Consider the following 12,422-nt stretch of genomic DNA (forward strand, 5'->3'; position numbering starts at 1 on the left):
ACATTGGCAACAGAATCATCCTCGAAGACCGCGGTCTATGCGGCGCTCTTCGGCAATGTCCTGGTCGCGGTCACGAAGATCGGCGCCGCCGCGTGGACGGGAAGTTCGGCCATGACGAGCGAAGCGGTGCATTCGCTCGTCGACACGACCAACGAGATCCTGCTGCTCTACGGCTATCGGCGCGCGAGCCGTTCGCCCGACGAATCCCATCCGCTCGGCTATGGGCGCGAGCTGTATTTCTGGAGCTTCATCGTTGCGCTGCTGATCTTCGCGCTGGGCGCCGGTGTCTCGCTGTATCAGGGCATTCTGCATGTCGCCGCACCCGAGCCGATCGAAAGTCCGATCGTCAGCTTCGTGGTGCTTGGGCTGTCGTTCCTGTTTGAAGGCGGCTCCTGGCTGGTTGCCCTGCGGCGCTTCAGCTCCGACGGCCAGCGGTTCGGATATTATCAGGCCTTCGTTCGCAGCAAGGATCCTCCGGCATTCATGGTGCTGCTCGAGGACAGCGCGGCGCTGGTCGGCATCGCCATTGCTGCGGCGGCCACTGCGGCCGCCGTAGTGCTGAGCGAGCCGGTCTGGGATGGGATCGGTTCGATCCTGATCGGGATATTGCTGGCGATCGTGTCGATCGGTCTCGCGCGCGAGAGCAAGAGCCTGCTGATCGGCGAGCCCGCCGATCCGGAGCTTGCGCGATCGGTCCTCGACATCGCAAGGCGTTCGCCCGGCGTGCTCAGGGCCAACGGCCTTCTGACGGTGCAGCTGTCGCCGGTCGAGGTCGTTGCGGCCCTCAGCATCGAATTTGCGGATGACAAGCGCGCCGACGACATCGAGCGATGCGTCGTTTCGATCGAGACCGAGATACGCAAACGCCATCCAAGCGTGGCGGCGCTGTTCATCAAGCCGCAGACCGATGCCCGCTACCGGGCGGTGCGCGCGAGGCGCTACGGGTAGCTGCGCGAGGTTCCCCCGACGTCACAATCGGCACGACGGCAGGAACGATCACAACATCCCCCTGGTTGACCGGTGCAGGGGGCGAGCATTGGAGAAACCGGATGGCTCAATCCGAAGACATGACGCGCTGCATCGCGCTCTGCATGAGCTGCTACCAGACCTGCCTCGGCACCGCGATGAACCATTGCCTCCAGACCGGCGGCAAGCACGTCGAGCCCAAGCATTTCCGCCTGATGATGGCGTGCGCCGAAATGTGCCGGACAGCGGCGCATTTCATGCTGATCAACACGCCGCATCACCGGCACACATGCGGCGAATGCGCGGAAATTTGCAGCGAATGCGCCGAGGATTGCGAGCGGGTCGGCGGCATGGACGAGTGCGTCGCCATGTGCCGCTCCTGCGCGCAATCCTGTCGTGCGATGGCGGCCTGAGGACGAAGCCCATGCTGGAAGAGAAACTCACGGAAGCCATCGTCGCGGAGCTGCAGCGGCAGGCGGCCAACCGGCCGCAATTGCTGAAGGTCGAACGCGCGGACGATGCGAAAGCCTCGGAGGAGCTGATCGTCAACGGCAAGATCGACTTGGCCGCGCTGGTCATGGTGATCGCGGGATCGGTCGCCGGCGGGCCTTAAGTCCGGCCGTCAACGCGCCCTCAGCCATATTCCTCGCCGATGCCGTATTCCCGGTAGATCTCCAGCGGATCGAGGTCGGGAAACAGCCGGCATTTGGCCTGGGCGAGATGCAGGCTCACCGCCGCCGGCTCCTTGCCGTTCGAGAGCATCTTGCGGATGTCGTCCATATGCGCGCTCGGCTGGTGCTTGGTGTCGAGCTGCTCCAGCGCGACCAGCGCGGTCGCCAGCGCCTCGGTCAGAACCCAGTCGTCGTGGCCGGTGATTCCCTTCTTCGGCATCGGCAGACCCCATATGTGGCGGCGCCAGTCTATCGGGACTTCCGCCAAATCTCCATGGAGCCGTTGCAGCCAGCAGGCGCGGAAGGGGCCGGCGGCCGTGCTCCGGCTTGCATTATGGCCGGGCGTGGCTAAAAGGCGGCATTGCCGGGGCAATAGTATCTTTGGTGAAACAAAGTTGGCGTAGACCGGCCTGCATGGCATTCGGGCCGGCTATTCCGGTCTGGCCCCCTGATCCCCGCATTCGCAACACGGTCCGGTTGCACCACCCTTCAAGGCTTGAGCCCGCATGGTCTTTCTAAGCTTCGTCTACCGCTTCGTGACCAACTTCGCATTCATGGCGATGGTCTATTTCAGCCTGAATTTAATGGAGAAATACCAGAACCGGGCGATCATCGCGATTCTGGTGCTGATCTATACCGGCATGCGCGCAGCTTCGACGCTGCGGGCCTTCTACTTCTACCAGAAGATCGAGCGGCTGGAGGCTGAGACCAAGCGGCTGCAGGGCCCGATCAATGACGGCGCGGGCGGAACGAACGCGCGCAGGCAGGTCGTGGTTGACGTCGCCCGGCTGCGGCGCGACGGCGAGGTCAAGTCCTATATGGACCTGTTCTTCCTGGCGCTGATCGTGTTGCTCTGCGTCGCCAACATCATGCGACAGTAGGCTCTACTGCGCGCGCTTCTTCAGGCTCGCCACACGGGTCGGGCGCGGCGCAGTGCTCTTTGGCGCGGCGCTCTTGGGCGAAATGCTCTTGGGGGCAGTGCCCTCGGTCTCTGCGGCATGCTTCGGTGCGCCATGAGCAGCGCGCGCGGTGCGGGCAGCGCGCGCCTTGCCGGCTTTGCCCTTGGCCGCACGGGGCGTCTCGGCCGCCATTGCCAGGCGTGTCGCGACGCGCCGCGACAACGTCGTCGACAGCAGCACCTCGACAGAGCCCTCGGGGATTGCAAAGAGATCGCGGGCGGGCACGGGCAGGGTGGCCGCGACATTGGCGAGCGCCATGGTCTTGCGCGGCAGCAGCGGTTGATGCGCGGTCTGCGCGTTGAGGTCGGCCAGCGAGGGCGCCGGAAGCGTCTTGGTCTGCGCGAACACGAAATTCGGCACGGCGGGCCAGCGCGCGATCGGTGTGGTCTCGGTCGGCGGATGCAGCAGCCATTCCACCGGCGTGGTCGGCGTCGCCGGCTGCTCGGCGGTCGCGGGCACCACGTGCACGATGCGATAGCCGCGCGCCTTGAGGTCGCGGATGATCTTCGGCAGGGCCGCCACCGTGCGGGCCTGGATGTCGTGCAGCAGCAGGATGCCCTTGCCCTTGGCCTCGAGCCGCTGGATCGCGAGCTGATAGACGCGATCGGAGGACACATGGCGCCAGTCGTCGGCCGGGAAATCGGCGCTCCAGACCTGGATCCCGCGCGAGATCAGAAGGTTCTCGACGCCGTCGGCGCGCATCAGGCCGGGAATGCGGAAGAACGGCGCGAGCTTGGACGGATCGGTCATTGCGGCCGATGTCCACTCGATGCCGCCATTGATCTGCGCCTCGGCCTTGTCGAGCGGCATCCGGTCCATTGTGAGCGGGTGCGTCATGCTGTGGGTGCCGACGGTGTGACCCGCGGCGACCAGCTTGCGCACGCCGTCCGGGTTCGCCTTGGCCTGTTCGCCGATGATGAAGAAGGTCGCCTTGATGCACTCGTCGGCGAGGATCTGCAGCACCTGGTTGGAATATTTCGGCAACGGACCGTCGTCGAAGGTCAGGACGACTTCATGATCCTTCAGCGGCAGCGTCTCGCGGTACTGCATGGTGCCGATGCGGGGATGCTCGTGCGGATCGACCACGAGGGTGCGGGACGTGCCGAGTGCGTCCGGACGGCCGGGGCAGTCGGCCGCAATGGCCGGCGAGCCGATGGTCAGGACACCCAAAAATCCGCCTAGGAATCCGCCAAGGCAAAGGACGATCCACGATCGCGTCCGAGCAACAACGCTACTTCCGATCATGAACCCGGTCTGCCCTCTTACGCGATTGCCGCCATAGTAGGTCGGAGACATCTGCAAACGGTTCAGGCGCAAGGAACCGCTACCCAGGACTCTGCCGCGACAAGTCCCCTCGATACTTGCATGGCGTAGCATGAACAGACTGTTAATAGGGCCAAAATCACCCCATTTTGCGCCGGCGTGACATTCCGGCATCAACGGGCGTCGGCGCTCTTCTGTGATGTGCCCGCCGGCACGATGTGAACCACCCGATACCCGTTCTCCCTCAGATACCGCAGGAAGGCCGGCATGATCGCGGCCGTGCGCGCCTTGGGATCGTGGAACAGGATGATACCCTTGCCGGCGGCGGCTAGGCGCTCGGTGACGAGCTTCAATTCCTGCTCCGGCGTCATCTCGTTCCAGTCGCTGGCCCACAGGTCAGTCCCGAACACCACGATGCCGCGGGACTGGAGCAGGTCGAGCTCGGCTTGCGTGGCTTCGAAATAGGGGAAGCGGAAGAACGGGGTCGCGGGCGTCGTTGTCGAGGTGCCGTGCAGAGCCAGCTCGACGGCGGCAATGCCGCGATCGATCTCGCTCTTCGCCTTGTCGAACGGGATCCGCGCCATGAACGGATGCGAGAAAGTGTGGTGACCGATGCTATGGCCCTCGCGGGCGATGCGCTTGACCATGTCGGGGTGTTCGGAGGCGTGCAGGCCGATCAGGAAGAAAGTCGCGCGCACGCATTCCTGCGCCAGTGCCGCCAATACCTTCGACGTCGTCGGCGGATGCGGTCCGTCGTCGAAGGTCAGCACGACCTCGTGATCGGCGAGCGGCAACGTCTGCGGAAAGCTCTTCAAGCCCACGCGCAGCGTGGTCTTGGCGTCGACGCTCAGAATGCGGGAGGTGCCGAGCGCGTCCTTGCGCGGGCACTCGGCGGCTTCAGTCGAGGCGGTGCCGGCGAGGGCGGCGAGCGCTGCGCCTGCCGACATCGAGGTCCACCTCAATCGAAGCATCTTTGTCATTGCGCTCAGAGTTGCCTTGTGGGTATTGCCTGAACCGTCAGCTCAGACCACTCGTTTCAACCTGTCGAACGGCGAGGCGCGCCATGGATGAACATCTGGACGGTGCCGCGTCTGCTGCGGAATCGGTACTCGACCACGTGCCGATGCGCAATGAAGACGGCGAGATTCGTCACGAATTCGTCGCGGAAATTGCCCATGCGATCGAGGCCGGCGACAGCGCCGCGCTGCGCGCCTGCGTTGCCGAACTGCACGAGGCCGATCTCGGCGATCTCATCGGGGCTCTCGAGCCTGACGATCGGGTCCGCCTGGTCGAACTGACGGGGCGCGATTTCGACTTCTCCGCGCTGAACGAGCTCGACGAGGGCGTGCGCGAGGAGATCCTCGAGGAACTGCCGCCGCAGACGGTCGCGGAAGGTGTGCTCGAGCTCGAATCCGACGACGCGGTCGAGCTGCTGGAAACGCTCGATCAGGCCGATCAGGAGGAGATCCTCGAGAAGCTGCCGCTCAAGGAGCGCGTCGTGCTCGAGCGCAGCCTGCTTTATCCGGAAAACTCCGCCGGCCGCCGGATGCAGACCGAGTTCATCGCCGTGCCCCAGGATTTTACCGTGGGGCAGGCGATCGACTACATGCGCGAGACGCCGGATTTGCCTGACCGCTTCTACGAGATCTACGTCGTCGACAAGGAGCAGCATTGGCAGGGCGCGGTCTCGCTCGACGTGCTGCTGCGCGCCCGCCGCCCGGTGGCGCTTGCCGAGCTGACCGACGAGGATCGCCGCCGCGTCTCCGTCCTGGAGGACCAGGAGGAGGTGGCGCGCATGTTCGGCAAGTACAATCTCGTCGCAGCCCCGGTGCTCGACACCCAGGACCGCCTCGTCGGCGTCATCACCGTCGACGACGTCGTCGACGTCATCGAGGAAGAGGCGGACGAGGACCTCAAGGCGCTCGGCGGCGTCAACAGCGACGAAGAGCTGTCCGACACCGTGTTCACCATTGCACGCGCACGGTTCAACTGGCTGCTGGTCAATCTCGCCACCGCCTTCTTGGCGTCCTCCGTGCTCGGCCTGTTCGAGGGGCAGCTCGAGAAGATGGTAGCGCTCGCCGTGCTGGCGCCGATCGTCGCGAGCCAGGGCGGCAATGCCGCGACCCAGACCATGACGGTCGCGGTGCGGGCGCTGGCGACGCGCGAGCTCGGCTCCTCCAATGCCTGGCGCGTGGTGGTGCGCGAGGGCCTGGTCGGCCTCGTCAACGGTCTCGCCTTTGCCGTGATCACGGGAATCGCGGCGGTGGCCTGGTTCAGGATCCCGGGCCTCGGCATGGTCATCGGGCTCGCCATCATCGTGAACCTCTTCGCCGGCGCGCTCGGAGGCATCCTGATCCCGATGGCGCTCGAACGTGTGCGAGCCGATCCGGCGGTGGCGTCAGGCACGTTCGTGACAACGGTCACCGACGTCGTCGGCTTCTTCTCCTTCCTCGGCATCGCGACCTTATGGTTCGGGCTGAGGTAGGAGCTGTTGAAATCCGTAGCCTGGATGGAGCGAAGCGTAATCCAGGGCCGCTGCGTCGGCTCGAGAGATGCCCCGGATCGCGCTGCGCTCCATCCGGGCTACTGGCCATCATCTTTAATCCGAACTTAAGCGAGCTGCCGCATCATCGTTCCCGCTTGGGGGAATGAGCATGCGTGTGCGGCTGAAGGCGGACGGACGGATCGTCGAGTTGCGGGATGGGCAGGAGTTTCCGGTCCAGCCGTTTCCGGTCCAGCCGTTTCCAATCCAGCCCTTTCCGATCCAGCCCTTGCCAATCCAGCCTGCGGCCAGCGCAGCGCCGGCCGAAGCCAGCTCGCTCGCCGTGCGCGATTTGCGTCGCCGCGCCTGCCTGACCCAGATGGAGTTCGCGGCTAAACTCGGCGTTCCCGTCGAGACCATCCGCAACTGGGAGCAGGGCAAGCGCGCCCCGCGGGGACCCGCCCGCGCGCTGCTCGCCGTGATCGCGCATGCGCCCGAGACCGTGTTCCAGGCGCTCGCCAAAGCCTGAGCTGAAGGCCTGTCGTCGAGGCTTGTCGTCGAGGCTTGGCGTCAAGGTCTGGCGCGAACCTCCCGTTAGCATTGCGCGCAAGATCCGGCCCGGCGGTCGGTGCCGCCCGTTGGCAGCGTTGCCAGCCGGGTTCATAATGACGCCTGGATCATGATTTGGGGCGACCGCGACAGAGAGGATTCCTCATGCTGTTCGTCGAGACCAATGGCGCAAGAATACCGGCCATCGGGCTGGGAACCTGGGAGCTGAGCGGGCGCATGTGCGCGCGTGTGGTCGAGCAGGCACTGCGGCTCGGCTATCGCCACATCGATACCGCACAGGTCTACGACAATGAGCGCGAGGTCGGCGACGGCTTGCGCGCCTCCGGCGTGCGCCGCGACGACATCTTCCTGACGACGAAGGTCTGGACCAACCATTTCGCGCCTCACGATCTCGAACGCTCGGTCAAGGAGAGTCTGGTGCGCATGCGGCTTCCCTCCGTCGATCTCTTGCTGTTGCACTGGCCCAATTCGCACGTGCCGCTGGAGGAGACGCTGAGCGCGCTGTCGCATGCCAAGCGCATGGGCCTGACCCGCCACATCGGCGTCTCCAATTTCACCGTCGCGCTGATCGAACAGGCGGTGGCGTTGTCGCCGGAGCCGCTGGCCTGCAACCAGGTCGAATACCACCCTTATCTCGACCAGGCGAAGGTGAGGGCGGCCTGCGATCGGCACGGGCTCGCGCTGGTCGCCTACAGCCCGATCGCCAGGGGGCGGATCAAGACCGACCAGACGCTCGCCGAGATCGGGCGTCTGCATCACAAGACGCCGGCGCAGGTCTGCCTGCGCTGGCTGGTGCAACAGAATGTCGCTGCGATCCCGCGCACCTCGCGCGTCGAACGCCTGTCGGAAAACATCGAGATCTTCGATTTCGAGCTTTCGGATGACGAGATGGCCCAGATCGCTGCGCTGGCCAGTCCCAGGGGCCGCCTGACCGATTTCGGCTTCGCGCCAAAATGGGATTGAGAGGGGGCTGCCGTATGCTAGGACCAGCTTGGCAACCTGAAGTCAGGCGATGGAACTGCGGAAGATCATACGGACGGACATTGCAGCGTCGGCGATCGCCCATCTGACGCTGGTCGCGCTGATCATCGTGATCAGCGAAGTCCATCCGTTTCACGCCAACCCGCCCGAATCGGTTTCCGTCAGCATCGTGACGCCGGAGCAGGTGAAGCAGGAGGAGGCCAAGGCCGAGGAGAAGGCCGAAGAAAAACTCAAGGCGAAGCCGCCGGAGCCGATCCCTGACCTGAAACTACCGAAACTGGATTTCACCGACAAGGACAAGGCGGCAACCGCGCCAAAGCCCGAGGCGAAGCAGCAGGCCGCGGCACAATCCTCGAAGCAGCAAGCCTCAAAGCAGCAGGCCTCGCCTGAACCGCCGCAGCAGAAACAGCCGCAGCCACAGCCTTCACAGACGCCGCAGCAGCAGCGCGAGGCGAATGCGCAGACGCAACCGCAGCCTCAACAGCCACAGCCTCAGCCATCGCAGTCGCCGCCGCCTCAGGCGACTCCGCAGCCACCTCAGCCCCCGGCGCCACAGCTCCTGCCACAAGCGATGCAGCAGCCAGAGGCCGCGCCGCCCCCGGCCTATCAGGCGCCGGAGCCCGACGTCACCGTCAAGTACGGCGTCATGCTGGGCCTGCCGCCGGAATTGCCGACGGAGCTGTCGAAAGACGCCCCCAAGGACGATGGCGGCGATGCCAAGGATTCAATCGCGGCCAAGCTGCCGGCCGAAATCATCGCCGAGCTGCGTCGTCACTTGCGAAGCTGCGCCAAGCTGCCGGCTGGGGTCGCGCCGACCGACACCGTCAACATCAAGCTGCGCACCGTGCTCGCGACCGACGGCACGCTGGCGCGCGAGCCGATCCTGATCGAAGCGCCGCCATCCGCAAAGGGCGTGGCGCTCGTGAAGTCCGCCATGAGCGCGCTTCAGGCCTGCCAGCCCTACAAGATGCTGCCGGCCGACAAATACGGGGAATGGAAGGTGATGGACCTGCCGTTCAGCCCGCGGGATTTCGGCGGATAGCAGGTAGTCAAGTAGCCTGGATGGAGCCAACGGGTCGGCGCGAAGCGCCGCCCGATGACAGGCTCCGCGCAATCCAGGGCCGCTCGCGCTGCGTTTCGCACCTTCCCGGATTACGCTGCGCTCCATCCGGGCTACGCGACCGCGCCTGTGTCGCTCCTCTGTCAATCCGCTCACGCAAATATATTCCGCTTTACCGAAATTCGGTTTTGGCGTATGTGTCGCGCATCCCGGCTCATCCTTGAGGGGCGATCTCGTTGTCGTCTTGATTGCGAGCCGGGCTTGCGGTGGACGCGGCAGCGTCGGCATGAGAGGTGCGGGCAGGGCGGGTAGTCCCTGTGAGCCCGTGGCCACGTGCGGACGAGCGGCGCTGTGAAGTTCGTCTCGTCGGTATTTCGATGGCTACGTGCACGAGGCCGTCGAACCCTGCGGCGAAATGGCGAATGCGCGTACGGCAAAACCGTGTGGTCCTGGCCGTCGTTGCTACGGTCAAGCTTTCGCGGAGATGTGTGCGAGCCCAACCGGGCAGACAGCATCATCCAATTCGCGAGGCGAGGGAGGCCAGAAGGAAAGTTCGGCTCCCGGGAGAGCACGGCATAAGCCGTCCAACCATCGCGCAGGGAAGGCCGAGTGATTGGCACCACCTGTATGCTGCTGTGCGGTTTTTCTGCGTGTGCTTTTCGCGCAGCGGACCGCGGGTGCGAGGTCAGCACCCGGCCTTCCCTGCGCCCTCTTGGCTTTGAGGGTGGAGCGACGAAGCAAAGCTCGGGCGAAACGCGCCGCGAGGATGCAAAGGTGTGGCTACAATTCAAGATGCGAGCTGGAAGAGTGGCGCTACCGCCTCATACTCCGTCATTGCGAGCGCAGCGAAGCAATCCAGAGTCTTACCGCCGAGGGATTCTGGATTGCTTCGCTGCGCTCGCAATGACGATGTGGAGAGAACGTGCGCCACACTCCGCTCTCGTGCCCCGGACTCAGCGCAGCAGCGCGTGCGGGACACGCGCGAGTCAACGACCGCGCTTCATCTCATCACCATCCACCAACTCCGGCGCCATCGCCTCCCACGCGCTCGAGGCGAATTGCCGCCGCCAGGTCACGATCACCACGGCTGCCGTGGTGACGAACAACACCCAGGGGCTGACGAACCAGCCGAGATAGCCGAGTGCGAAGAAGAAGGCGCGCTGGCCGCGGTTGAAATGGCGGCCGGCGGATTCGAACAGGCGCGAGGTACGGATCACATGAGCTTCGGCCTCCGGCGTGTCACGCTGCGAGGCCGCCGGCATGCCGCCGAACAGGATCGCGACATAGTTGAACAGGCGGTACGACCAAGCGAATTTGAAGAAGGCATAGACGCAGATCAGGACAAGGCCGACGCATTTCAGCTCCCACATGGCGGGCGAGGTGCTGAGATCGATCGGCAGCTTGCTCAAGATCGTGATCGCGTCGTTGGTCGCGTGCAGCAGCGCCAGCGCGCCGCCGAGCGCGATCAGGCTGGTGGAGGCAAAGAAGGCGGTGCCGTTCTGCAGCGAGGCCATGATCTGCATGTCGACCATGCGCGCGTCGCGGTCGAGCAGCCGGCGCACCCACACCTCGCGGTAGCGGTTCATGCGCGCCGACAGGCTGTCGCGGCCGTAGGCCGAATGCTCCAGCGTCAGGGCGTAGACCAGCCATTCGATGATGAAGAAGCCGACGGCTGTGATGTCGACCCAATGCCTGCTCATGTCAGTCTCCTGGAGAGGATCGCAACGCTTGCCACGCATGGCGAGGTGCAGCAACGATTGATTGGCGGCAGGCGATGGCGTTAAAAGCGGCTCGCTTCAAGGCGTATCGGGAAGGACTGATGACATGGCTGCGCTGAAACTCGCAATCGGCAACAAGAATTACTCGTCATGGTCGATGCGGCCCTGGCTCGCGCTCCGCGCCAACGACATCCCGTTCGTGGAGACTCTTATCCCGCTCTACACCGACAATCCCGCGGACAAGGAGCAGATCATCTCGTTCAGCCGCGCCGGAAAGGTCCCGGTGCTGGTCGACGGCGACATCACGGTGTGGGATTCACTCAGCATCATCGAATATATCGCCGAGCGCTATCCGGAAGTGAAGCTGTGGCCGGCCGCCGCCGCCGCCCGCGCCCATGCCCGTTCGGTGTGCGCCGAGATGCATTCCGGCTTCATGGCCCTTCGCAACGAATGCGGCATGAACCTGCACCGCCCGGTGCGCCCCGTGACGCTGTCGGCCGACGCCGAGGCCAATATCGCGCGCGTGCAGGAGATCTGGCGCGAATGCCGGGCCCGGTATGGCGCCAACGGACCGTTCCTGTTCGGGCGCTTCGGCGCAGCGGATGCGATGTATGCCCCGGTCGTGCACCGCTTCCGCACCTACGCAATCGAGGTCACGCCGGAGACCAAGGCCTACATGGACACGATGCTGGCGCTGCCGGCGTTCCAGGAATGGACCCGGGACGCGCTCGCCGAAACGCTTGTCATCGAAAAGTTCGAGAACTTGTAGTCGCGAATGTGATTGAGCGCGGCTTGACGGCACGGCACATGGCGGCGCTCAATCGCGGCGGAGCTTGCGGGCAAGGAGAGGGGACATCATGGGAATCCTGGACTCGCTGGAGAACAATCCGGCGCTGCGGAGCGCGCTCGGCCAGCTCGGGGCAGCCGTGTTGCCGACTGTGCTGAGCGAGGTGCTCGGCAGCAACAATCAGGGCGGCCTCGGCGCGATCGTCGCAAAGCTCCAGCAGGCCGGGTTCGGAGACCAGGTCAAATCCTGGCTCGGCAACGGCCAGAACCTGCCGATCTCGGCCGACCAGCTCCGCACCGTGCTCGGCAGCGATACCGTCCGCCAATTGGCTGCGCGCTACAACATCCCGGTGGACCAGCTGGGCCAGATTCTGGCCCTGGAACTGCCCAAAGCCGTGGATCACGCAAGCCCCGACGGCCATTTGCCCCATAGCGCCTGAGGAACCGGTTCCAGCGGTATCACCGGCTGGCGGCATCACTCTGAAATAACTGCAAAATTTGCACGTTTGCCATGTCGCATACTGCTGGCCAAAAAAGCCCGCCGCATGCTATATAGCGGCCGGGTTTCCGGCCGGCCGACGCAGTGGGACCACGGGCGTGGCAGGCGTTGTTTGAGTGATGGAGAGGGTGTTGAAGCACAAATTCCCTATTGGATCGCGCGTGTTGTTCACGGCCAGCAATGTCGCACGCCCTGCTGCCAGCGGCTCGTATGAGATCATCCGCTTGCTGCCGACGGATGGTGACGACTGCCAGTACCGGATCAAGAGCTCGACCGAGGCTTTTGAACGCGTCGCCAAGGAAAGCCAGCTCGCGCTGTCCTGAGGACCGACGCTACCCGCGCATTGGCGCGTCCCCGGGAATTTGTATTCTGCCGCCGTCAAAAGGCCCGCTTCACCTTCAAAAGGTGGGCCGGGGCAGTTGCCGACTCTCGGTACTCGCTTTGACCATTCGCTCTCTGCTCGCGTG

General features: G+C 64.7%; 15 protein-coding genes. 11 read left to right on the forward strand and 4 right to left on the reverse strand.

Annotated elements, in window-relative coordinates:
* The first annotated feature begins 3 nt into the window (after positions 1-3).
* The 3 genes from ABIB91_RS02760 (at position 4) to ABIB91_RS02770 (ending at position 1,579) form a co-directional block, all read left to right on the forward strand.
* Positions 4-948 carry a cation diffusion facilitator family transporter gene (locus ABIB91_RS02760; protein WP_354158450.1) on the forward strand — a complete coding sequence of 315 codons (945 nt, stop codon included), beginning with the start codon at positions 4-6 and terminating at the stop codon, positions 946-948.
* Between the two features lie 101 nt (positions 949-1,049).
* Positions 1,050-1,379 (forward strand): four-helix bundle copper-binding protein, encoded by a 330-nt coding sequence (locus ABIB91_RS02765; protein ID WP_007603212.1) that lies wholly within the window; start codon positions 1,050-1,052, stop codon positions 1,377-1,379.
* 11 nt (positions 1,380-1,390) lie between these two features.
* Positions 1,391-1,579 (forward strand): hypothetical protein, encoded by a 189-nt coding sequence (locus ABIB91_RS02770; RefSeq protein ID WP_219685666.1) that lies wholly within the window; start codon positions 1,391-1,393, stop codon positions 1,577-1,579.
* A gap of 20 nt (positions 1,580-1,599) precedes the next feature.
* On the opposite strand, the gene ABIB91_RS02775 is transcribed toward ABIB91_RS02770, so the two are convergent.
* The gene (locus ABIB91_RS02775) at positions 1,600-1,857 is read right to left on the reverse strand and encodes a hypothetical protein (protein ID WP_007603214.1); all 258 of its coding nucleotides are present in this window, start codon (positions 1,855-1,857) and stop codon (positions 1,600-1,602) included.
* A 286-nt stretch (positions 1,858-2,143) separates the two neighbouring features.
* On the opposite strand from ABIB91_RS02775, the gene ABIB91_RS02780 reads away from it, so the two are divergent.
* Positions 2,144-2,518: a hypothetical protein gene (locus ABIB91_RS02780; protein ID WP_007603215.1), complete on the forward strand. Its 375-nt coding sequence runs from the start codon at positions 2,144-2,146 to the stop codon at positions 2,516-2,518.
* A gap of 3 nt (positions 2,519-2,521) precedes the next feature.
* On the opposite strand, the gene ABIB91_RS02785 is transcribed toward ABIB91_RS02780, so the two are convergent.
* Together ABIB91_RS02785 and ABIB91_RS02790 are read right to left on the reverse strand one after the other, a co-directional pair.
* The gene (locus tag ABIB91_RS02785; RefSeq protein ID WP_354159276.1) at positions 2,522-3,841 is read right to left on the reverse strand and encodes a polysaccharide deacetylase family protein; all 1,320 of its coding nucleotides are present in this window, start codon (positions 3,839-3,841) and stop codon (positions 2,522-2,524) included.
* A gap of 191 nt (positions 3,842-4,032) precedes the next feature.
* The gene (locus ABIB91_RS02790) at positions 4,033-4,806 is read right to left on the reverse strand and encodes a polysaccharide deacetylase family protein (RefSeq protein WP_354158447.1); all 774 of its coding nucleotides are present in this window, start codon (positions 4,804-4,806) and stop codon (positions 4,033-4,035) included.
* Between the two features lie 116 nt (positions 4,807-4,922).
* Here ABIB91_RS02790 and mgtE point away from each other — a divergent pair, with 116 nt between their 5' ends.
* The 4 genes from mgtE (at position 4,923) to tolA (ending at position 8,934) form a co-directional block, all read left to right on the forward strand.
* Positions 4,923-6,344 (forward strand): magnesium transporter, encoded by a 1,422-nt coding sequence (gene mgtE / locus ABIB91_RS02795; RefSeq protein ID WP_007603218.1) that lies wholly within the window; start codon positions 4,923-4,925, stop codon positions 6,342-6,344.
* Between the two features lie 163 nt (positions 6,345-6,507).
* Positions 6,508-6,870, forward strand: a complete 363-nt coding sequence (locus tag ABIB91_RS02800; RefSeq protein WP_354158445.1) for a helix-turn-helix domain-containing protein — start codon at positions 6,508-6,510, stop codon at positions 6,868-6,870.
* A gap of 185 nt (positions 6,871-7,055) precedes the next feature.
* Positions 7,056-7,874: an aldo/keto reductase gene (locus ABIB91_RS02805; protein ID WP_354158443.1), complete on the forward strand. Its 819-nt coding sequence runs from the start codon at positions 7,056-7,058 to the stop codon at positions 7,872-7,874.
* Between the two features lie 49 nt (positions 7,875-7,923).
* Positions 7,924-8,934, forward strand: coding sequence for a cell envelope integrity protein TolA (gene tolA / locus ABIB91_RS02810; RefSeq protein WP_007603222.1), 1,011 nt, complete (start codon positions 7,924-7,926; stop codon positions 8,932-8,934).
* Positions 8,935-9,938: 1,004 nt separating this feature from the next.
* On the opposite strand, the gene ABIB91_RS02815 is transcribed toward tolA, so the two are convergent.
* Entirely contained in the window at positions 9,939-10,652 is a 714-nt protein-coding gene (locus tag ABIB91_RS02815; protein ID WP_219684903.1) for a DUF599 domain-containing protein, read from the reverse strand.
* A gap of 124 nt (positions 10,653-10,776) precedes the next feature.
* Here ABIB91_RS02815 and ABIB91_RS02820 point away from each other — a divergent pair, with 124 nt between their 5' ends.
* From ABIB91_RS02820 to ABIB91_RS02830, 3 genes are all read left to right on the forward strand, one after another.
* Entirely contained in the window at positions 10,777-11,439 is a 663-nt protein-coding gene (locus ABIB91_RS02820) for a glutathione S-transferase family protein (RefSeq protein WP_354158441.1), read from the forward strand.
* An 88-nt stretch (positions 11,440-11,527) separates the two neighbouring features.
* Entirely contained in the window at positions 11,528-11,896 is a 369-nt protein-coding gene (locus ABIB91_RS02825; protein WP_354158439.1) for a YidB family protein, read from the forward strand.
* A gap of 178 nt (positions 11,897-12,074) precedes the next feature.
* The gene (locus ABIB91_RS02830; protein WP_007603227.1) at positions 12,075-12,278 is read left to right on the forward strand and encodes a hypothetical protein; all 204 of its coding nucleotides are present in this window, start codon (positions 12,075-12,077) and stop codon (positions 12,276-12,278) included.
* Positions 12,279-12,422 lie beyond the last annotated feature (144 nt).

Origin of the sequence: Bradyrhizobium sp. JR4.3 (genome assembly GCF_040547695.1) — a bacterium.
Classification (GTDB): domain Bacteria; phylum Pseudomonadota; class Alphaproteobacteria; order Rhizobiales; family Xanthobacteraceae; genus Bradyrhizobium; species Bradyrhizobium canariense.

Excerpts from the sequence above, each read along its gene's own strand:
- ABIB91_RS02765 (WP_007603212.1), top strand. The coding sequence starts at position 1,050 with ATGGCTCAATCCGAAGACATGACGCGCTGCATCGCGCTCTGCATGAGC.
- ABIB91_RS02770 (WP_219685666.1), top strand. The coding sequence starts at position 1,391 with ATGCTGGAAGAGAAACTCACGGAAGCCATCGTCGCGGAGCTGCAGCGG.
- ABIB91_RS02775 (WP_007603214.1), bottom strand. The coding sequence starts at position 1,857 with ATGCCGAAGAAGGGAATCACCGGCCACGACGACTGGGTTCTGACCGAG.
- ABIB91_RS02780 (WP_007603215.1), top strand. The coding sequence starts at position 2,144 with ATGGTCTTTCTAAGCTTCGTCTACCGCTTCGTGACCAACTTCGCATTC.
- ABIB91_RS02785 (WP_354159276.1), bottom strand. The coding sequence starts at position 3,841 with ATGATCGGAAGTAGCGTTGTTGCTCGGACGCGATCGTGGATCGTCCTT.
- ABIB91_RS02790 (WP_354158447.1), bottom strand. The coding sequence starts at position 4,806 with ATGTCGGCAGGCGCAGCGCTCGCCGCCCTCGCCGGCACCGCCTCGACT.
- mgtE (WP_007603218.1), top strand. The coding sequence starts at position 4,923 with ATGGATGAACATCTGGACGGTGCCGCGTCTGCTGCGGAATCGGTACTC.
- ABIB91_RS02800 (WP_354158445.1), top strand. The coding sequence starts at position 6,508 with ATGAGCATGCGTGTGCGGCTGAAGGCGGACGGACGGATCGTCGAGTTG.
- ABIB91_RS02805 (WP_354158443.1), top strand. The coding sequence starts at position 7,056 with ATGCTGTTCGTCGAGACCAATGGCGCAAGAATACCGGCCATCGGGCTG.
- tolA (WP_007603222.1), top strand. The coding sequence starts at position 7,924 with ATGGAACTGCGGAAGATCATACGGACGGACATTGCAGCGTCGGCGATC.
- ABIB91_RS02815 (WP_219684903.1), bottom strand. The coding sequence starts at position 10,652 with ATGAGCAGGCATTGGGTCGACATCACAGCCGTCGGCTTCTTCATCATC.
- ABIB91_RS02820 (WP_354158441.1), top strand. The coding sequence starts at position 10,777 with ATGGCTGCGCTGAAACTCGCAATCGGCAACAAGAATTACTCGTCATGG.
- ABIB91_RS02825 (WP_354158439.1), top strand. The coding sequence starts at position 11,528 with ATGGGAATCCTGGACTCGCTGGAGAACAATCCGGCGCTGCGGAGCGCG.
- ABIB91_RS02830 (WP_007603227.1), top strand. The coding sequence starts at position 12,075 with ATGGAGAGGGTGTTGAAGCACAAATTCCCTATTGGATCGCGCGTGTTG.